The 20702-nt window shown below is 39.0% G+C and carries 20 protein-coding genes; 17 read left to right on the plus strand and 3 right to left on the minus strand.

What is annotated here, in order from left to right; genetic code table 11:
- The first annotated feature begins 239 nt into the window (after positions 1–239).
- The 10 genes from udp to tatC all read left to right on the plus strand — a co-directional run bounded on the left by udp (position 240) and on the right by tatC (position 8797).
- The gene (udp, locus tag INT04_RS08825) at positions 240–998 is read left to right on the plus strand and encodes a uridine phosphorylase (protein WP_193015759.1); all 759 of its coding nucleotides are present in this window, start codon (positions 240–242) and stop codon (positions 996–998) included.
- A gap of 148 nt (positions 999–1146) precedes the next feature.
- The gene (locus tag INT04_RS08830; RefSeq protein ID WP_193015760.1) at positions 1147–1929 is read left to right on the plus strand and encodes a tyrosine-protein phosphatase; all 783 of its coding nucleotides are present in this window, start codon (positions 1147–1149) and stop codon (positions 1927–1929) included.
- A gap of 72 nt (positions 1930–2001) precedes the next feature.
- Entirely contained in the window at positions 2002–2532 is a 531-nt protein-coding gene (locus tag INT04_RS08835) for a DedA family protein (RefSeq protein WP_193015761.1), read from the plus strand.
- Between the two features lie 102 nt (positions 2533–2634).
- The gene (gene rmuC / locus INT04_RS08840) at positions 2635–3975 is read left to right on the plus strand and encodes a DNA recombination protein RmuC (protein WP_193015762.1); all 1341 of its coding nucleotides are present in this window, start codon (positions 2635–2637) and stop codon (positions 3973–3975) included.
- Positions 3976–4058: 83 nt separating this feature from the next.
- Positions 4059–4814, plus strand: a complete 756-nt coding sequence (gene ubiE / locus INT04_RS08845; RefSeq protein ID WP_193015763.1) for a bifunctional demethylmenaquinone methyltransferase/2-methoxy-6-polyprenyl-1,4-benzoquinol methylase UbiE — start codon at positions 4059–4061, stop codon at positions 4812–4814.
- Between the two features lies 1 nt (position 4815).
- Positions 4816–5457, plus strand: a complete 642-nt coding sequence (locus tag INT04_RS08850) for an SCP2 domain-containing protein (RefSeq protein ID WP_193015764.1) — start codon at positions 4816–4818, stop codon at positions 5455–5457.
- Positions 5457–7094: a ubiquinone biosynthesis regulatory protein kinase UbiB gene (ubiB, locus tag INT04_RS08855; RefSeq protein WP_193015765.1), complete on the plus strand. Its 1638-nt coding sequence runs from the start codon at positions 5457–5459 to the stop codon at positions 7092–7094. Before INT04_RS08850 ends, ubiB begins: the two co-directional genes overlap by 1 nt.
- Positions 7095–7219: 125 nt before the next feature.
- Entirely contained in the window at positions 7220–7489 is a 270-nt protein-coding gene (gene tatA, locus INT04_RS08860; protein WP_193015766.1) for a twin-arginine translocase TatA/TatE family subunit, read from the plus strand.
- 3 nt (positions 7490–7492) lie between these two features.
- On the plus strand, positions 7493–8008 hold the full coding sequence (gene tatB, locus INT04_RS08865; RefSeq protein WP_193015767.1) for a Sec-independent protein translocase protein TatB: 516 nt from the start codon (positions 7493–7495) through the stop codon (positions 8006–8008).
- A gap of 3 nt (positions 8009–8011) precedes the next feature.
- Entirely contained in the window at positions 8012–8797 is a 786-nt protein-coding gene (tatC, locus tag INT04_RS08870) for a Sec-independent protein translocase subunit TatC (RefSeq protein WP_193015768.1), read from the plus strand.
- A gap of 62 nt (positions 8798–8859) precedes the next feature.
- On the opposite strand, the gene rfaH is transcribed toward tatC, so the two are convergent.
- Entirely contained in the window at positions 8860–9360 is a 501-nt protein-coding gene (gene rfaH, locus INT04_RS08875; RefSeq protein ID WP_193015769.1) for a transcription/translation regulatory transformer protein RfaH, read from the minus strand.
- Positions 9361–9647: 287 nt separating this feature from the next.
- Between rfaH and pepE the strand changes: the two genes are divergently transcribed.
- The 3 genes from pepE (at position 9648) to fre (ending at position 12679) form a co-directional block, all read left to right on the plus strand.
- Positions 9648–10373 (plus strand): dipeptidase PepE, encoded by a 726-nt coding sequence (gene pepE / locus INT04_RS08880; RefSeq protein WP_193015770.1) that lies wholly within the window; start codon positions 9648–9650, stop codon positions 10371–10373.
- 119 nt (positions 10374–10492) lie between these two features.
- Complete coding sequence (gene ubiD, locus INT04_RS08885) at positions 10493–11962, plus strand: 4-hydroxy-3-polyprenylbenzoate decarboxylase (protein WP_193015786.1); 1470 nt, start codon at positions 10493–10495, stop codon at positions 11960–11962.
- A 15-nt stretch (positions 11963–11977) separates the two neighbouring features.
- Positions 11978–12679 (plus strand): NAD(P)H-flavin reductase, encoded by a 702-nt coding sequence (fre, locus tag INT04_RS08890; protein ID WP_193015771.1) that lies wholly within the window; start codon positions 11978–11980, stop codon positions 12677–12679.
- A gap of 107 nt (positions 12680–12786) precedes the next feature.
- Here fre and fadA read toward each other — a convergent pair whose 3' ends face one another.
- Together fadA and fadB are read right to left on the minus strand one after the other, a co-directional pair.
- Complete coding sequence (gene fadA / locus INT04_RS08895; protein WP_193015772.1) at positions 12787–13950, minus strand: acetyl-CoA C-acyltransferase FadA; 1164 nt, start codon at positions 13948–13950, stop codon at positions 12787–12789.
- Between the two features lie 11 nt (positions 13951–13961).
- Positions 13962–16142 carry a fatty acid oxidation complex subunit alpha FadB gene (gene fadB, locus INT04_RS08900; RefSeq protein WP_193015773.1) on the minus strand — a complete coding sequence of 727 codons (2181 nt, stop codon included), beginning with the start codon at positions 16140–16142 and terminating at the stop codon, positions 13962–13964.
- A gap of 267 nt (positions 16143–16409) precedes the next feature.
- Here fadB and pepQ point away from each other — a divergent pair, with 267 nt between their 5' ends.
- From pepQ to hemG, 4 genes are read left to right on the plus strand one after another with little or no spacing between them, the layout of a single operon-like run.
- Positions 16410–17744: a Xaa-Pro dipeptidase gene (gene pepQ, locus INT04_RS08905; RefSeq protein ID WP_193015774.1), complete on the plus strand. Its 1335-nt coding sequence runs from the start codon at positions 16410–16412 to the stop codon at positions 17742–17744.
- Positions 17744–18364: an IMPACT family protein gene (locus INT04_RS08910; protein ID WP_193015775.1), complete on the plus strand. Its 621-nt coding sequence runs from the start codon at positions 17744–17746 to the stop codon at positions 18362–18364. Before pepQ ends, INT04_RS08910 begins: the two co-directional genes overlap by 1 nt.
- 25 nt (positions 18365–18389) lie before the next feature.
- Positions 18390–19841, plus strand: a complete 1452-nt coding sequence (trkH, locus tag INT04_RS08915; RefSeq protein WP_193015776.1) for a Trk system potassium transporter TrkH — start codon at positions 18390–18392, stop codon at positions 19839–19841.
- Between the two features lie 20 nt (positions 19842–19861).
- On the plus strand, positions 19862–20392 hold the full coding sequence (gene hemG, locus INT04_RS08920; RefSeq protein ID WP_193015777.1) for a menaquinone-dependent protoporphyrinogen IX dehydrogenase: 531 nt from the start codon (positions 19862–19864) through the stop codon (positions 20390–20392).
- Positions 20393–20702: the final 310 nt, after the last annotated feature.

The following is a 20702-nucleotide window of genomic DNA, read 5'->3' on the forward strand; positions in this document are numbered from 1 at the left end:
ACTAGTAATTAGGTTGGATGTATGAGTATCGTGAATGATTGAAGTAAGCGAATATGGGTGATGTATTCGCTGAAAATGTATTTCGAATGCCATTTTTCGTGATTATGGTCACAATTTTATGAAATTGTTGCTTTGTTTGGTGCCTTTTAAGTGATGTTTGTCACTAAAAAGGTCTGTAAAACTGATACAGTAACTTTTAATTTAATGATCATTGGTTTTGTCCCATTGAGGAGTCCGATATGTCTGATGTATTTCACTTAGGTTTAACCAAAAATGACCTACAGGGTGCCACTTTAGCAATTGTTCCAGGTGATCCTAAGCGTGTTGAAAAAATTGCAAAATTAATGGATAACCCCGTTCATCTGGCCTCTTTACGTGAATACACGTCATGGCGTGGCGAAATTGATGGTAAAGCTGTCATTGTTTGCTCGACAGGTATTGGTGGTCCATCAACGTCTATTGCTGTTGAAGAATTAGCACAGTTAGGTATTCGTACCTTCTTACGTATTGGTACAACAGGTGCTATTCAAGAACACATCAATGTTGGTGATATTCTTGTTACCACTGCGGCAGTGCGTTTAGATGGCGCAAGTTTACACTTTGCTCCAATGGAATACCCAGCCGTCTCTGACTTTGAATGTATGAATGCGCTGTACAAAGCGGCTAAAGACAATGGCTCAACAGTACACGTAGGTGTTACTGCATCGTCTGATACCTTCTACCCAGGCCAAGAACGTTACGATACTTATACTGGTCGTGTTATTCGCCGTTTCAAAGGCTCTATGAAAGAGTGGCAAGAAATGGGCGTTATGAACTATGAAATGGAATCTGCAACATTATTGACAATGTGTGCAAGCCAAGGTTTACGTGCAGGTATGGTTGCGGGGGTTATCGTAAACCGTACTCAGCAAGAAATTCCAGATGCGGAATTACTGAAGAAAACTGAAAATAATGCATTGGGCATCGTTATCGAAGCTGCTCGCATTTTAATGAAATAAGTTTTTTTTAATCAAATATGAAAGCCCTTAATACATAAGTATTGAGGGCTTTTTTTGTATGGTAATTCATCATGTTAATGTATTAACAGACGCTGATTTCTGTTAAGGTCTTGGAGGTCTTAACAATACAACAATGAGAAGAGGCCTTATGACTGATATCTTACAAACACATCCTTCGGTATTGCCTTTAGTTGGCGGAATTAACTTTCGTGATTTAGGCGGTAAAAAACTGAGTAATGGCGGTATTATTAAACCCGGTGTGCTCTTTCGTTCGGGCTCATTAGATAGATTAACCCATACAGACCAATCTCTTCTTATTGATAAAAATCTTTTTCAAATCATTGATTATCGCGATACTGGTGAAATAGTTGATAAACCAGACCGTGTTTGGGATGGTGCGCAATATTACCATGCACCTGCGAATCCATTATCGAAAGAAGTTTCTGCTAACCTTGAAAAGCTGACACCTGAAATACTAGAGCAATTTGATGCTAAAGCATTTATGTTCCAGCTATATAAATTATTACCTATTAACAATCCTGCATATAAACAACTGGCTACATTATTAAAGCAACCAGAAAAAGGGGGGATAGTACAACACTGTGCTGTGGGTAAAGACAGAACGGGTGTTGGTTCTGCTTTAGTTTTATTTGCATTAGGGGCTTCTTTAGAGGTGGTAATGGAAGATTATTTACTGACTAATGAAACATTAGCGCCTTATCGTGCTTACCTTTTAGAAGAACATGCCAAAACCATGAGTAAGAGTATTGTTGATAAATTTGCTTATGTTTATTCTGTGCAAGAAGAGTTTCTACAAACCGCATTAACCAGCATTCATCAGCATTATGGTAGTGTGGATGCATGGTTAGAAAAAGACATTGGTTTAGATGCTGCAAGTCGAGATACCTTACAAAACTATTTTCTAGAATAATAAAGTGATTTATATTCGGTTAATCAGTCTCTTTTTATTTTACTTAAGTTAATCGAATTTAAGGCCTCTATTTTGACAGTACAAGATATCATTCATACCATTACACTCTTTGTTAAAGAGCACGAAATATGGGCTATCCCAATCGTGTTCTTTCTTGCCTTTGGCGAATCCCTTGCTTTTATTTCTTTGTTGATCCCTGCTACCGTCATTCTATTAGGATTAGGCGCTTTAATTGGTGAAAGTGGCTTGTTTTTTTGGCCAATTTGGCTTGCCGCTGCATTAGGTGCTTTTTTCGGCGATTGGGTTTCGTACTGGATAGGCTTCCACTACAAAGATGGCGTGAGAAATTTATGGCCAATTTCGCGATCACCACAAACGCTTGTTAGAGGCCATCAATTCTTTAATCGTTGGGGAATTTGGGGGGTATTTATTGGACGATTTTTTGGGCCTTTTCGAGCCATAGTACCGTTAGTTGCGGGTATTTGTGCAATGCCACAGCGTTATTTTCAAATTGCTAATTTAACATCAGCTATGATTTGGGCATTTGGTATTCTGGCACCTGGTGCTTTTGGTTTGCAATGGCTTGCGAAATGGGTGGGATAACTGCGTCCTTTATCGCAAATCAAGTCACGATATAAATTGTTGCTAGACAATATTACCTATGCGTTTTAACGTAGCCCGCTGGAAAGTAAAAAGGTCACTTTAGTGGATATTCAGTTGTTATATGGGATCATTGGTTTATTAGGCGGTGTACTGGTCGGTGGCGCACTTGTTTGGTGGTCTATCCAACAACGATTAGCGGATAAAGACGCTATGCTACGTGAAAATTACACTCAACTTGCTGTCGCCCAAGAAAAAACAGTGATTATTCCTTCTTTACAGCAACAAATAGAGCAACTAGAGCAAGAATTACGCGCTCAACGAGAAGTGATTACCTCTCAAGAAGCAGAATTAAGAGAAGTGACAACACGTTGGGAAGAAAGCCGTTTATCTGCTGAAGAAAAACAACGATTATTAGTCAACAGTGAGCAACGGCTGGCAACACAATTTGAAAATTTAGCCAATCGAATTTTTGAGCAAAGTGGACGTAAAGCCGAAGAATTGAATCGGCAAGGTTTAACACATTTATTGTCCCCTTTTCGCGAGCAACTCGAAAGTTTTCGACGACAAGTTCAAGACGGCTTTGGACAAGAAGCAAGAGAACGGCACACTTTAGTTCATGAAATACGCCAACTCCAACAATTAAATATAAAAATGGCGCAAGATGCCGTTAACTTAACAAATGCCCTAAAAGGGGATAATAAAGTTCAAGGTAACTGGGGCGAAACTGTATTAGCGCGTATATTAGAGTCTTCAGGATTACGTGAAGGCCATGAGTTTGAAACACAGGTAAGTATTCGCCATGAAAATGGTGGACGTTATCAACCTGATGTAATCGTGCATTTACCTCATGGTCGAGATGTTATTATTGACGCTAAAATGTCGCTGGTGGCGTATGAAAAGTATTTTAGTAGTCATGATGATAATGAACGTAAGCAGGCGCTTTGTGCGCATGTGAACTCAATTAAAGCACATATTAAAGGATTGAGTGTCAAAGATTATCATAAACTACCGGGTGTGACGTCTTTAGACTATGTTTTAATGTTTATACCGATAGAGCCCGCTTACCTTGTTGCAATAGGCCATTCGCCTGAGTTACTAGAAGAAGCATTGAAGAATAATATTATGTTAGTCGGGCCATCTACTTTACTTGTTGCTTTGCGTACAATAGCTGCATTGTGGCGTTATGAATATCAAAGCCAAAATGCGCAAGAAATTGCGGACAGGGCGGCTAAAATGTATGACAAATTAAGACTTTTCGTTGATGATATGCAAGGACTAGGAAACAGTATTCAAAAAGCGCAGTCCGGCTATCTATTAGCGATGAAAAAACTCTCTGAAGGTCGCGGAAATCTTATCAGTCAAGCGGAAGGCTTCAAATCCTTAGGGGTTGAGATAAAAAAAACGATTGATAATGATCTCATTGAAAAATCGTCATCTGATTGATTTTAAAAATAAAGAGATAACGATTTCTAAAATAAGACCAGTACTGAATTTACTAAATTTTGATTAATTAGCGGGCAAATAATATGACTCAACAAACTAAGGAAACAACAGATTTTGGTTTCCAAACCGTTGACAAAGATGATAAACAAACCATGGTTGCAAGGGTTTTTCACTCTGTCGCGTCTAAATATGATTTAATGAATGACTTGATGTCTTTTGGTGTTCACCGTATCTGGAAACGCTATACCATTGAAGCAAGTGGTGTAAGACGCAATCAACGTGTTCTTGACCTTGCAGGAGGAACGGGTGATTTAACGGCTAAGTTCTCTCGCCTTGTTGGTGAAAATGGTGAGGTTGTTCTGGCAGATATTAACGACTCTATGCTGAAAATGGGGCGTGAAAAACTACGTGACCATGGCATTGTTGGTAATGTTAATTATGTACAAGCAAATGCCGAAGAATTACCTTTTCCTGATAACCATTTTGATTGTATTACTATCTCTTTTGGCTTACGTAATGTAACGGATAAAAACAAAGCACTACGCTCAATGTTCCGTGTATTAAAACCAGGTGGACGTTTATTAGTTCTTGAATTTTCTAAACCGGTACTGGCACCTTTAAGCAAGATTTATGACGCGTATTCTTTCCATATCTTACCGAAGATTGGCCAAGTGATTGTGAATGATGCTGATAGTTATCGTTATTTAACAGAATCTATTCGTATGCATCCTGACCAAGAAACGTTAAAAGGTATGATGGAAGATGCTGGATTTGACCAAGTGACCTATACCAATATGACGGGTGGTGTAGTTGCTTTACACAAAGGATTTAAATTCTGATATGGAAAAAGTCACTTTTTCTCATGATATTGCTTCTCAAGTGCTATATCCGCTGCTAACAGCATCAATGGAAACGGCGCTGAATCATGTTTTATATCAGGAAAATGTACTTAAACCTGCCCGCAATCGTCTTGCGGGCAAAGTCTTGGCGCTTTCTATCAATGAGTTTCCTCGTTCCATCTACTTAGTTTTTAGTGAACAACAAGTTGATGTATTAAGTCAGTGGGATGATGAAACTGATTGTTTGATAAAAACAAAATTACTCACTCTGATTAAACTACGTGATCGCCAAAAAATGTCAGAGCTTATCAACCGTGGTGATATTACTATTGATGGTGATATGCAGGTTGTTCAAAACTGGTCTGCATTATTAGACATGGCGCAGTGGGATCCGGCGCAATATTTAGCACCTTATATGGGTGATATTGCGGCGCAAAGTTTGACTGTGGTTGCAGGAAAGGGCATTCAACTATTTTCCTCACTTTTGAGTCACCAAAAAGACTATTTACGTGACACATTAATTGAAGAGTGGAAAACCGCACCTAGTGCATTAGAAACAGTCCATTTTTATGATGAAATAGAACAACTTGCACAGCAAACAGCCGAACTAGAAAAACGGTTAGGCACATTGGAGAAAAAATAATGCTCCTTAGTGAGTTAAAGCGCCTCTATTATATTATTCAGGTATTTTTATCTTATGGACTTGATGAATTAATTCCTAAACATCGAATTACTTTACCTGCAAGATTAGGATGCCGAGCATTTTTTTGGATTAAAAATACCCATTCAGAAAAACCATTAGGTGAACGCTTACGACTCGCATTGCAAACATTAGGACCCGTTTGGATTAAACTAGGTCAAATGTTATCAACTCGACGTGATCTTTTTCCGCCTCAAATTGCTGACCAACTTGCGCTATTACAAGATAAAGTTGCGCCTTTTGACGGTAAACAAGCACGACAATATATTGAAAACTCATTTGGTTGCCCTATTGACCAATGGTTTGATGATTTTGATGAAACGCCACTGGCATCAGCATCAATTGCGCAAGTTCATACTGCAAAATTAAAAGAAAATGGTAAAGAAGTGGTATTGAAAGTGATCCGTCCTGATATTTTGCCTGTAATTAAAGCGGATATCCGTTTGATGTATCGCCTAGCCAATTTCTTACCTTTTTTACCTGACGGTCGCCGTTTACGGCCTAAAGAAGTGATCCGTGAATACGAAAAAACATTACTTGATGAGCTAAATTTACTTCGTGAAGCCGCTAATGCTATTCAATTACGCCGTAATTTTGAAAATAGCTCAATGCTTTATATTCCTGAAGTGTATTCAGATTATTGCCATGAAAATGTGATGGTGATGGAACGTATTTATGGTATTCCGGTTTCAGATATCGATGCTTTGAATGCACAAAAAACAAATATGAAGTTGCTTGCTGAGCGTGGTGTGAAAGTCTTTTTTACTCAGGTGTTTAGAGATAGCTTCTTCCATGCTGATATGCACCCCGGTAATGTATTTATTAGTTATGATCACCCTGAAAATCCATATTATATTGGTATTGATTGCGGTATCGTTGGTTCATTAAATAAAGAAGATAAACGCTATTTAGCTGAAAATTTCTTAGCTTTCTTTAATCGTGATTATCGCAAAGTGGCTGAGTTGCATGTTGATTCAGGCTGGGTACCCGCAGACACCAATGTTGAAGATTTTGAGTTTGCTATTCGGACAGTGTGTGAGCCTATTTTTGAAAAACCACTTTCTGAGATCTCATTTGGTCATGTGTTGCTTAATCTGTTCAATACCGCTCGTCGCTTTAATATGGAAGTGCAGCCACAATTAGTTCTACTTCAGAAAACCTTACTATATGTTGAAGGACTTGGTCGGCAGTTATATCCACAGCTGGATTTATGGAAAACGGCCAAACCGTTCTTAGAAGAGTGGTTACACAGTCAAATTGGTATTACGGCTTTAATCAATGGCATAAAGAGTAAGGCACCTTACTGGATTGAAAAAATGCCAGAGATACCTGAATTGGTTTATGATAGTCTGAAGCAACATAAAAATATGAAGTTAACACTAGACAAATTGACGGAACAAATAAGTTCGCAAAGAGTCAAACAGAGACAGTCGCTATTTTTATTGGGTATAGGTACGACACTGTTTTTATGCGGTAGCCTGTTTTTCGTTTCTGGTTTTAAAACATTATTCAGTGTTTTTATCAGTTTAGGTCTTCTTGCATGGATTTTGGGTTGGTTTAAATCTGGTAATGCACAATAAAAACACATCAAAGTTTGTCTTTGAGCAAGTTAAAAGATGAATTCGAGATTCCCGAATATTGAATTCGTTGTATATAATGGGCACTGTTATTAAGTATAACCCCGAAAATAGTTGAGGAACATAAAATGGGCGGTATTAGCATTTGGCAATTACTCATCATCGCTGTCATCGTTGTCTTATTATTTGGTACTAATAAACTGCGCACATTGGGCTCAGATTTAGGTGCTTCAGTAAAAGGCTTCAAAAAAGCGATTGGTGATGAAGCTGCAGATAAAGACACCAACAACGCTGAAAAAACAACTAACGACGCAGATTTTGATACTAAAAATTTAGCGCAGAAGACTTCAACAGAAGAGAAGTCTACAACTGAGAGCAAAAACAAAGAGCAGGTGTAAACCGTGTTTGACATTGGTTTTAGTCAGCTGCTATTGGTCATGGTGATCGGTCTTGTTTTTCTGGGGCCGGAACGCTTGCCCGTAGCAGTAAAAACAATTGCTGGCTGGGTAAGGGCGCTACGCTCTTTGGCTGCGAATGTGCAAAATGAACTAACTCAAGAGCTAAAACTTCAAGAACTCCAAGAGAGCTTGAAGAAAGTTGAAGAGAAAGCAAATTTACAAACACTATCGCCAGAGCTGAAAGCATCGATGGATGAGTTAAAAGAGGCAGCACAATCTTTAAAACAAACCTATCAGGCACCATTAACGCCAGACTCTACAACAGAGCAGTCTGTAAAAACCGACTCTACGGAACCTTCACCTTCTGATTTAGCCGCACTTGCTGAAGCTGATGAAGTTAATGATGATGCTAATAGCCATAAACCTGTGGCAGAAAGTGTTACAAAGACAGAAGTTCCTGTTACTAAAACAGTAACAATAGAGAAAAAAACAACTGATCAGGTCAATGGTGAGCATTAAAACATGGCAGTAAATGATACCCAACCGCTGATCAGCCATTTGATAGAACTACGCAAGCGTTTGATGTATAGCTTGGTTTCAGTTCTAGTGGTTTTTTTAGCGCTGGTTTATTTTTCTAACGATATCTATCAATTAGTCTCGGCTCCATTAATCGATAAGTTGCCAAAAGGGTCAAATATGAGTGCGACTGATGTTGCCTCTACTTTTTTGACACCGATTAAATTGACTATTATGGTATCCGTTTTTGCTTCTGTGCCTGTTATTCTTTATCAGGTATGGGCTTTTATCGCACCAGCATTGTATAAACACGAACGCCGCTTAATGCTGCCATTACTTGTTTCAAGTACAGTATTATTCTATCTCGGTATGGCGTTTGCTTATTTTGTTGTGTTCCCTCTTGCATTTGGTTTCTTTGTTAATACAACCCCTGAAGGGGTTAACTTCATTCCAGACATTAGTAAATATTTAAGTTTCGTTATGACGCTATTTATGGCGTTTGGTGCGGCTTTTGAAGTGCCTATTGCGATTATTTTACTGTGCTGGAGTGGTGTAACAACGCCAGAAGCGTTAAAGAAAAAACGCCCTTATATTCTTGTCGGTGCCTTTGTTGTTGGTATGATATTGACACCACCAGATGTATTCTCTCAAACCTTACTAGCAATACCGATGTACTTACTGTTTGAAATCGGTGTCATGGTATCGCGGTTTTATGTAGGCAAAGGAAGAAGGGCATCTGAAGAAGAACCTGAAGAAGCAGAGGCAGAAGCTGAAGCAGAACAGCAAAAATAATTTTAGGAACGATTTTCTAAAATAATATGATATTAGCCCAGCAATTGCTGGGTTAACTTTTTCTAGAGTGTCTCTTTTTTAAATTCTTTATTCCCTACCGATTTTTTCACTTCGCTGTTTAATATATTCAAAAGCAAAATTGAACGAGCATCACCATCAGGTTCTTGATATATCGCTTGTATCCCTTGAAAAATACCTTCTGTGATTAACACACTGTCGCCACTATGAGGTACATTTTCTTCACTATAAATAATAGAAGAGGATTGTGGTATTTGCAGTGTATCAATAACATCTTGCGGAACTGTGACGGGATATCGCCCAAAACGAACAAAAGAGTTCACTCCTCGCGTTGAATTAATCGTTGTAGTGTGAATAATTTCGGGATCAAACTCAATAAAAAGGTAATTAGGAAAAAGCGGTTCAGTTACAGTTGTTCTTTTTCCTCTTATTATTTTTTCTATGGTGACCATAGGTGTGAAACAGCCCACTTGCTGACGTTCTAAGTGTTCGATAGCGCGAGAGATTTGTCCTCGCTTACAATACAGCAAGTGCCAGTTTTTCATAATAGAGACAATAAGTTAGTTAATTTTAATTTATAAGATGATAGCAAATTTATAATTAAGGTAACAGTCATCTGTCGGGATTAAATAAAAACAGCATAACGCTATTTTATACTAGAAAAAGAAAAGGAAAGTTGTGTTTATACGCAATAAAAGGTGTTGTTTTTATCAGTTTCAATTGGATCTCGGATAGAGGTAACAAGTTGATAAAAAAGTGATGGTAAAAATAAGAAAAAGCTTTCAAGATAATTATCTTAGAATTTTGTTCATAATTATAAAGAGGTTCTGTAATGGAAGTTTTTTTATTAAGTAACGGAAAAATTGCTGGGGATCCACGATGGTTAAGCTATGCGAAAGACAATATCGATAGCATGATCAAAAAACGCGGTATTCGTTCTGCTGTATTAATTGCCTATGCTGTTATTCGTTCCGATCATGATCAACGTGCGCGTGATTTATCTGAAGTGTTAGGTATTGAAGTTACTTGTATTGAACATTTTGATTCAGAAGTTGATGCAATTAATAATGCAGAATGTATTTTAGTGAGTGGCGGTAACACTTGGCTATTAAACCAAATGTTACATGAAAAAGGATTAGTCGTTCCAATTCAACGTGCCGTTCGTGAGCGCAATATTCCTTATATTGGTTGGAGTGCAGGTTGTAACGTTGCAACACCGACCATTCGTACGACTAATGATATGCCAGTACGTTCTTCTGTTATCATGCCTTCATTAGGTTTATTCCCTGTACAAATTAACCCACACTATATTGATGCCTCTATTAGTGGTCATATGGGTGAAACACGTGATGAGCGTATTGCTGAGTTTTGTGCCATCAATCCTGAAGAGATTGTTGTGGCTATTCGTGAAGGGAGCTACTTCTATATTCAAGGCGAAGAGTTACATTATTACAGCGCTAAAAAGGAAGGTTTTAAAATCTTTCAACATGGAAAAACTTTCCCTGAACAATTTGATACTAAATTACTTTCAGAATGGGTTCCATTCCGTTGTTTATAAGTATAGTGAACGCTATCAAATAAAAAGCATTGCATTTTAGTGAGTTATGCGTTTAGCTTATAGTGTATCAAAGAGGGCATAGCCCTCTTTTCTTTCACTCACTGGCTCGTAAGATTATGATGAAATACCGCGATTTAAGAGATTTCCTTTCATTACTAGAAGAAAAAGGCGAACTAAAACGTATCACCTTTGAAATAGATCCCTACCTTGAAATGACCGAAATAGCGGACAGAACTTTACGCGCCGGAGGGCCTGCACTGTTATTTGAAAATCCTAAAGGGTTTGATATGCCAGTGCTTTGCAATTTATTTGGTACACCCGAGCGTGTGGCAATGGGAATGGGACAAGATGATGTTAAAGCTTTGCATGAAGTCGGCAAATTATTAGCATTTCTAAAAGAACCCGATCCACCGAAAGGCTTTCGTGATCTTTTTGATAAACTGCCCAAGTTTAAGCAAGTTTTAAATATGCCAACGAAGCGCTTGAGTAAAGCCCCTTGCCAAGAGGTGGTTTTAACGGGGGATGAGGTCGATTTAACCCAACTTCCCGTTATGCATTGTTGGCCTGAGGATGCGGCTCCTTTGATTACGTGGGGATTAACGGTGACTCGTGGCCCACTAAAAGAGCGTCAAAATTTAGGTATTTATCGCCAGCAAGTGCTAGGTAAAAATAAAGTTATCATGCGTTGGTTATCTCATCGTGGTGGTGCTTTAGATTTTCAAGAGTGGTGTCAAAAACATCCCGGCGAACGTTTCCCTGTCTCAGTCGCATTAGGTGCAGATCCTGCGACAATTTTAGGTGCAGTAACACCTGTACCAGACACACTGTCTGAATATGCTTTTGCCGGTTTACTTCGTGGTAATAAATCGGAAGTTGTAAAATGTCTTTCTAATGATCTTGAAGTACCTGCAAGTGCTGAAATTATTCTTGAAGGGTATATTGAACCCGGTGAGTTAGCACCAGAAGGGCCATACGGTGATCACACAGGCTATTATAATGAAATCGATTCTTTTCCTGTGTTTACCATTACCCATTTAACACGCCGTAAAGATGCGATTTATCATTCAACGTATACAGGACGCCCACCTGATGAACCTGCAGTATTAGGTGTTGCACTGAATGAAGTCCTTGTTCCGATATTGCAAAAACAATTTCCTGAAATTGTCGATTTTTATCTTCCTCCAGAAGGGTGTTCTTATCGTTTAGCCGTTGTGACCATGAAAAAACAGTATGCAGGTCATGCTAAGCGGGTAATGATGGGCGTTTGGTCCTATTTACGGCAGTTTATGTACACCAAATTTGTGATTGTTTGCGATGATGATATTAATGCAAGGGATTGGAAAGATGTGATTTGGGCTATAACAACCAGAATGGATCCCGCAAGAGATACCATTATGATGGAAAATACCCCTATTGATTATCTCGACTTCGCATCACCTGTTTCTGGATTAGGCTCAAAAATGGGTCTTGATGCAACCAATAAATGGCCGGGCGAAACAGATAGAGAATGGGGTAGGCCTATTGTGATGTCTGATGAAGTCAAGCAACGCGTTGATACTATTTGGGAACAGCTTGATATTCTTAAATAATAATAGAGGAAGAACATGGCAATACTGAACTGTAAAGTCTCACTTGTTGAGCCGATGACAGATACGGTTTATCGGGTAAGATTGTTACCTGATGGTGAATTTAATTTTCAGGCTGGGCAATATCTTTTAGCCGTTATGGATGAGCGTGATAAACGTCCCTTTTCTATCGCGTCTACCCCTGAAAATAAAGACTTTATTGAACTTCATATTGGTGCGTCTGAACTCAATCTTTACGCGATGGCGGTGCTTGATCTTATCCTAGAAAAACAGCAACTCACCATTGATGTTCCTCATGGAAACGCGTGGTTTAGAAAAGAGAGTCAACGCCCATTACTGTTAATTGCTGGCGGTACAGGGTTTTCTTATACTCATTCTATTTTATTAGCTGCATTAGCAGAAAACCCAGAGCGACCGATTACTCTTTATTGGGGGGGAAGAGAAAGTGTTCATCTTTATGACCTCAATGAATTACAAGAGTTATCAGAATTGTATCCATCCTTATCAGTTATTCCTGTTGTTGAGCAACCTGATGAGGCGTGGCGAGGAAGAAAAGGAACAGTATTAACAGCAATAAGCGAAGATTTTGGTGATTTATCAGAATACGATATTTATATCGCAGGACGTTTTGAAATGGCGAAAATAGCTAGAGACCGTTTTTGTCATGAACGTAATGCAGATAAAACCCGTTTATTTAGTGATGCCTTTGAATTTATCTGATAACGCCTTAGTCGCTTGTTATGACTTTTGTTGTTAACGCCATAAAAAAACCCGCCCCTGACGGCGGGAAAATGGTTTCTAACCATGCAATCAAAAAGAGTAATGCATTAAACTCGTTCTATTATCGTTGCGATCCCTTGTCCTAATCCAATACACATTGTCGCTAAGCCAAATTGTGCGTCTTTTCGTTCCATAATATTTAGTAGCGATGTGGTTATTCGTGAACCGGAGCAACCTAAAGGATGTCCTAACGCAATGGCACCCCCGTTTAAATTAATCTTGTTATCTATGTTATCAAGTAAGTTCATTTTCTTCATGCAAGCCAATGATTGTGCTGCAAAAGCCTCATTTAGCTCGAAAATATCAATATCCCCTAATGTTAATCCTGCTTTTTTTAATGCAATTTCAGTGGCAGGTACGGGGCCATAACCCATAATTGCAGGGTCACACCCAGTGACCGCCATAGCACGAATAACCGCGCGAGGTTTTAGATTGTGCTCTTTAGCATAACGTTCACTAGTAATAAACATGGCTGATGCACCATCAGAAACTGCAGATGAGTTACCTGCGGTAACAGAACCCGTGATTGGGTCAAATACGGGTTTAAGCTGGGCTAATTCATCAAGACTTGGATTATAACGAATCACTTCATCATTTTTTATATTGATAAAATTTCCCGTAGCATCATGGCCATTAATAGGCATGATCTCGTTATCAAAATAACCTTGCTGTGTTGCAAGAGCGGCTAAATGGTGAGAACGAAAAGCAAATTTATCTTGTTCTTCACGTGAAATTTGGAATGATTTTGCTAGCATTTCTGCCGTTAAACCCATTGAAAATGAGGCTTTAGCAACAGAAAGGTTAAGTGATGGATTAAAGTCTGCATTGTAAGTCATCGGCACATGCCCCATATGCTCAACGCCACCAATTAATGCGACTTGGCTATCACCTAGCATAATTTGTCGTGCGCCATCATGTAATGCTTGCATTGATGAACCACATAACCGGTTAACGGTGACAGCGGGAACTTTGTGTGGAAGTTCAGCTAATAACGCCGCGTTACGTGCAATATTGAAACCTTGCTCTAAAGTTTGCTGTACACAACCCCAAATAACATCACCGATATCATTAGGATTAATATTCGGGTTACGTTTTAGTAGCGCTTGCATCAGGTGAGCAGAGAGATTTTCCGCTCTGACATGGCGGAAGGCTCCGCCTTTTGAGCGTCCCATTGGAGTACGAATACCATCAATTATGACAACCTTTTCCATTTCATCTCTCCTTAAGCGAGTTCTCTGATGTTAACATCTACTTTTGCGGGCTTTGGATAATAGGTTTCGTTGCGTTGTGCTTTCTGTTTTAAACTTTCAGGGAGTTGATAGAGTGGCCCTAATGATGCGTATTGCTGAGCATCTGCAACAAATTTTGTTAATCCGATGGTATCAAGATAACGGAATACGCCACCTCGGAAAGGAGGAAAGCCTAAGCCATAGACTAATGCAATATCGGCCTCAGCAGGTGAGGCAATAATACCTTCATCTAAGCAACGAACAACTTCATAGATCATGGGGATCATCATGCGAGCAATAATCGCATCTTGGCTAAATTCTTGTGCTTTTCCCACATTTTGTTGGATAAGTGTTTGAATTTGACTATCAACTGATTTCTGTTTTTTACCTCGTTTATCAACAGCGTAATTATAGAAACCATGATTATTCTTCTGCCCATATCGCTGTTGTTCATATAACAGCGCGATAGCATCTCGCTCAATAGTTCCCATTCTGTCAGGAAAGCCTTTAGCCATGACGGCTTGTGCGTGATTTGCGGTATCAATACCAACAACATCAAGTAAATAAGCTGGGCCCATAGGCCAGCCAAATACCTTTTCCATCACTTTATCAATGGCAATAAAATCAGCACCATCTCTTAATAATAAAGAGAACCCTGCGAAATAAGGAAACAGGACACGATTGACAAAGAAACCAGGGCAATCATTCACAATAATAGGTGTTTTACCCATTCGGCTGGCATAACTCACAATGCGGTTAATTGTCTCTTCACTGGTTTTTTCACCTTTAATAATTTCAACCAGGGGCATGCGATGAACGGGGTTAAAGAAATGCATACCACAGAAATTTTCAGGACGTTTTAAGGTTTTTGCGAGCAGCGAAATAGGAATAGTGGAAGTATTTGAAGCAAGAACCGCGTTATCAGCTAATAGTGCTTCTGTTTCAGCCAGTACCGCAGCTTTTACTTTAGGATTTTCGACCACAGCTTCAACCACAACATCTGCATCACTGACCGAGGCATAATTCAATGTTGGTTGAATTGAGGCGAGCGTTTTTGCCATATCAACGGCACTCATTCGACCTTTTTCTTGGCGTTTTTGCAACAAACCTAGCGCTTCATTCATGCCAAGCTCAAGGGATTTTTGGTTAATATCTTTCATAATAACCGGAATACCTTTTAAGGCAGACTGATAGGAAATCCCACCGCCCATAATGCCAGCCCCTAAGACAGCGGCTTGTTTTGGTAATTCTGCTTGACGTTTTTTTGTAATACTTTTGACATACTGATCATTGAGGAAAATGCCTACGAGGGCTTTTGCAACATCAGTACGTGTGAGCTTGATAAAGTTTTCAGTTTCAAGAGCCAGTGCCTCATCTCTATTTAGGAATGCGGCTTTTTCTATGGTCTTAACTGCAGTAATAGGTGCAGGATAATGGGGTCCTGCCACTTTCATTACCATGCCTTTAGCGACACTAAAAGACATTTTATGTTCAAGCTCTGTTAGCCTTAATGGTGCTGTTTTTGGATGGCGTGCCGCTTTCCAATCAATCTTGCCATCAATCGCTTGTTCTATAAGTAAGACCGCGCTCTCTTTTAAATTTTCTAGTGGTACAACGGCTTGAATTAATCCATTTTTAAGTGCTGTTTGGGCATCAATATCTTTACCTGCGGTAATAATTTCTAATGCATTATCAACACCAATCAACCGAGGAAGACGTACCGAGCCACCAAATCCCGGCATGATCCCAAGTTTTGTTTCAGGAAGACCGATACGTAAATCAGAGGATGCAATACGGAAATCCGTAGCAAGTACGCATTCACAGCCCCCACCAAGAGCATAACCATTGATAGCAGAGACGGTGGGAACGGGTAAATCTTCGAGTCGATTAAAGATTTGATTAGAAAAATGTAGCCACTGAGTCAATTCTTCTTCAGGGGCATCAAATAGGGATAAAAATTCAGTGATGTCAGCGCCGACAATAAAGGCAGGTTTTTCAGAACGTAAAATAACACCTTTTAGATCTTGTGTTGCTTCTAATACGGCTAACGCTTCGCTTAGCATTGCAACGGTTTTGGTATCTAATTTATTAATAGAACCTTTGGCGTTAAAAACGAGTTCAACAATGCCTTGTTTTACCCAATCGACTTGAATATTTTCGCTTTGATAGAGCATTTGTATTCTCCCTAAAAGTATAGACTGGTATGACCAGATATTAAGAGTGTGAATACTATGTTAAATAAATGCAAATACTTGATTAAAAAATTGCTAAGGTGATCACACGAAAATTATTCAACTTATTGAATTTTATCCTGTTGCTTTGTTTGATAAAAAAGAGCGAAATAAATCGGTAATAATCTATTTTTGTTATGATGTTAGCCAGTAAAAGAGTTGGCGTGTTAAGCTGAATTATTAACAATGAATAAGATAAGGTCATTAATAATGGAAAAATTGCTCTCTCTGTACCAAGAACATATCAAAACTCTACAAAATCGTACTCGTGATGCTTTATCCAAACACCATCTTGATTCCATATTAATTCATTCTGGAGAGCCGATTCGCGTTTTTCTTGATGATTGCGATTATCCGTTTAAAGTGAACGCACACTTTAAAGCTTGGGTACCTGTAACGGACGTACCTCATTGCTGGTTATATGTTGATGGTGTTAATAAACCAAAACTATGGTTTTATTCTCCAGTTGACTATTGGCATAGTGTTGAAGCGTTGCCAAATAGTTATTGGACGCATGAAATTGAGCTTATTCATCTCAAAAATGCTGAAGATATTCAAAAAGAACTTGCCCCTTATATTAATAAAAATACAGCCTATATAGGCCCGAATACGCAACGAGCTGAATCATTAGGTGTGAGTATTGATAATGTTAATAATCAATCTCTACTTAATTATTATCATTACTATCGTGCCTATAAAACAGACTATGAATTAGCTTGTATGCGTGAAGCTCAAAAGATGGCAGTAAATGGACATATCGCGGCTCGCGAAGCTTTCCAAGCAGGATTAAGTGAGTTTGATATAAATATGGCGTATTTAATGGCGACAGGCCATCGTGATACCGATGTTCCTTATGGCAATATCGTCGCATTAAATGAGCATGCTGCTGTATTGCATTACACCAAGTTAGACCACGAATCACCTGACGAATACCGTAGTTTTCTGATTGATGCAGGTGCAGCATATAATGGCTATGCAGCTGATATTACTCGGACTTATAGTGCTAAAGAGAATCATGAATTTACCTCTTTAGTTAAAGATATGAATGATGCACAACAAGCGTTAATTGCTTCCATGAAAGCGGGTGTGCGTTACACTGAATATCATGTTCAAATGCACCAACGTATTGCTGGATTACTCAATAAATATGGCATTATAAAAGGTGTTACTGAAGAAGAGATGGTAAGCGCAGGGTTAACTACCCCATTTTTACCTCATGGTTTAGGTCATGCTTTAGGTTTACAAGTCCATGACGCAGCTGGATTTATGCAGGATGATAAAGGTACTCATTTAGCGGCTCCTGCAATGTACCCATTCTTACGCTGTACACGTATTGTTGAACCTAGAATGGTGTTAACCATTGAGCCTGGATTCTACTTTATTGATTCTCTGTTAGCGCCTTGGAAAGAAGGAAAATACAGTACCCATTTTAATTGGAAACTGATTGAACATTTCAAACCCTTTGGTGGCATTCGTATTGAAGATAATATTATTATCCATGACAGCAAAATTGAAAATATGACTAGAGACTTACATTTAGCCTGATGAAAGCGTATTTGATCCCCGCTGAAACGGTAGAGTTCAGTGAAGAAATAAAAAAGAGCCGTTTTATTACATTTATTGCTCACACTGAAGGCATTGATGCAGCAAAAGCTTATATTCAATCTATCAAAGCGCAATTTCCTGATGCCCGACATCACTGTTGGGCATTTGTTGCGGGAAGACCTGATGATTCACAACAATTAGGTTTTTCTGATGATGGCGAGCCAACGGGTACTGCGGGAAAGCCTATTCTTGCCCCTCTTTTAGGAAGTGGAATGGGGGAAGTTACCGCTGTCGTTGTTCGTTATTTCGGCGGGATCAAATTAGGAACTGGCGGGTTAGTTCGTGCATATGGAAGTGGTGTTCAACAAGCATTAAAAATGTTGCCCACAAAAACAAAAGTGCCACAATTACACTTTATCGTGGAATGTGAATATTCACTGATTTCATTACTTGAGCAAGTCGTTGAACAATATCAAGGGCAAATACTCTCAAGTGAATATACTGATAAAGTTACTTTTATCCTTTCATTGCCTGCCGTGCATAGTGGTGAAGTGGAAGTTAAGTTACGTGATATAAGTCGTGGCAGCATGCAACTAACCCCATTAGATAAAAATGAATAATCTTTGCTACCAAGGAAATCGCTAAATGCATTTTCGTTCAATAACCCGTATTGTCGGACTGCTTGTCATCTTATTCTCTGTGACAATGATCATTCCTGGTATTGTTGCATTGATATACCGTGATGGCGCAGGGCGTGCATTTAGCCAAACATTTATTGTTGCATTGATTATTGGATTAATGCTGTGGATCCCTAACCGAAATAAGAAGAGTGATCTTAAACCTAAAGAAGGCTTTCTTATTGTGGTTTTATTTTGGACTGTGTTGGGCAGTGTAGGGGCATTACCGTTTATTTTTTCTGAGCAACCTCACCTCTCTATTACCGATGCATTTTTTGAATCGTTCTCTGGGCTTACGACAACAGGTGCCACGACTTTAGTCGGGCTTGATTCTCTACCTAAAGCTATTTTATTTTATCGCCAGATGCTTCAGTGGTTAGGGGGGATGGGGATTATCGTATTAGCTGTGGCTATCCTTCCACTTTTAGGTGTTGGGGGAATGCAGTTATATCGTGCAGAAATGCCGGGTCCATTGAAAGATAATAAGATGCGACCACGAATAGCTGAAACAGCAAAAGCACTTTGGCTTATCTATGTCTTACTTACTATTATTTGTGCCTTAGCATTATGGATTGCTGGCATGGATGTATTTGATGCTATTTCTCATAGCTTTTCAACAATTGCAATTGGTGGATTTTCTACTCACGATGCCAGTATTGGCTATTTTAATAGCCCAACGATTAACATCATTATTGGTGTGTTTCTTTTAATTTCAGGCTGTAACTTTGGTTTGCACTTTGCAGTATTAACAGGAAGAAGTCTTAATATTTATTGGCGAGATCCTGAGTTTCGTATGTTTATCTCCATTCAATTGGGATTAGTCATTATCTGTAGCGGTATTCTTTGGCTTTATTCTGTATACGACTCAGGGTGGATAACCATCAATCAGGCATTCTTTCAAGTTGTCTCTATGGCGACAACCGCCGGATTTGCAACAGACAGTTTTGCTCAATGGCCTGCATTTTTGCCTCTTCTATTACTATGCTCTGCTTTTATAGGTGGATGTGCGGGATCAACAGGCGGTGGATTAAAAGTGATCCGTATCTTACTTTTATTCCTACAAGGAAATCGTGAATTAAAACGTCTTGTTCACCCTAATGCGGTTTATACCATCAAACTGGGTCATAGAGCATTACCTGAACGTATTATTGAAGCAGTATGGGGATTCTTTTCCGCTTATGCTTTGGTCTTTATTATTAGTTTAATGCTGTTGATAGCAACAGGTGTCGATGAATTTTCTGCCTTTTCAGCTATTGCAACAACGTTAAATAACCTTGGCCCTGGATTAGGTATTGTCGCGGATAACTTTACGACAATGAATCCAGCCGCAAAATGGATACTTGTCGTAACAATGCTATTTGGACGACTTGAAGTTTTCACACTATTGGTTTTATTTACCCCAACATTCTGGCGTGATTAACCTAATACAAGGAGTAATGTATGAGTGCGCTATTGCTGTATTGTAGTACTGATGGTCAAACAAAAAAAATAATGACGCAAATTGCGAATGAATTACGACAACATGGTTATGAATGTGATGTAAGAGATTTAACGGCAGTTCAGCAAAATTTAAATTTGTCTGCTTATAATAAAGTGTTAGTCGGGGCCTCTATTCGTTATGGTTACTTTAATAAAGCTCTCGATAAATTTATTACTCGTCACCTTTCACAGTTAAATAACATGCCATCTGCATTCTTCGGCGTTAACCTTACCGCAAGAAAAGCTGAAAAGAACACGCCAGAGACTAATTCTTATATACGTAAGTTTTTAGAGAAGACACCTTGGAAGCCAACCTTGACCGGCGTATTTGCTGGTGCGCTTTCTTATCCTCGTTATAAATGGATTGATAGAGTCATGATCCAGTTAATTATGAAGATGACAAACGGTGAAACAGACCGAACAAAAGAAATAGAGTACACGGATTGGAATAAAGTGAGCGAGTTTGCTGCTGATTTTGCTAAAATTGAGTGATATTTCGCCTTTGTTGTGGGGTTTTTATACGTCTTGTTGGAGTTTTGAACGAACAGAAAATTATTTTAAAAAAACACTTGCGCTAATCCGAGATCTCCCTATAATGCGCATCCACTGACCGACGATGAGCTGACAACAGCCACGAAGGACAGTGAAGAGAAAAGAAAAAAGTTTGAAAAAACTCTTGACTCTTCAGAGGAATAACGTAATATACGCCTCCTCGCAACAACGCAGAAGACCGGAAACGGCAGCAATTGTTGCACTGCTCTTTAACAAATTATCAGACAATCTGTGTGGGCACTCGCAGAGA

This window comes from Proteus sp. FME41, assembly GCF_014897315.1.
In the GTDB taxonomy this organism is placed as follows: domain Bacteria; phylum Pseudomonadota; class Gammaproteobacteria; order Enterobacterales; family Enterobacteriaceae; genus Proteus.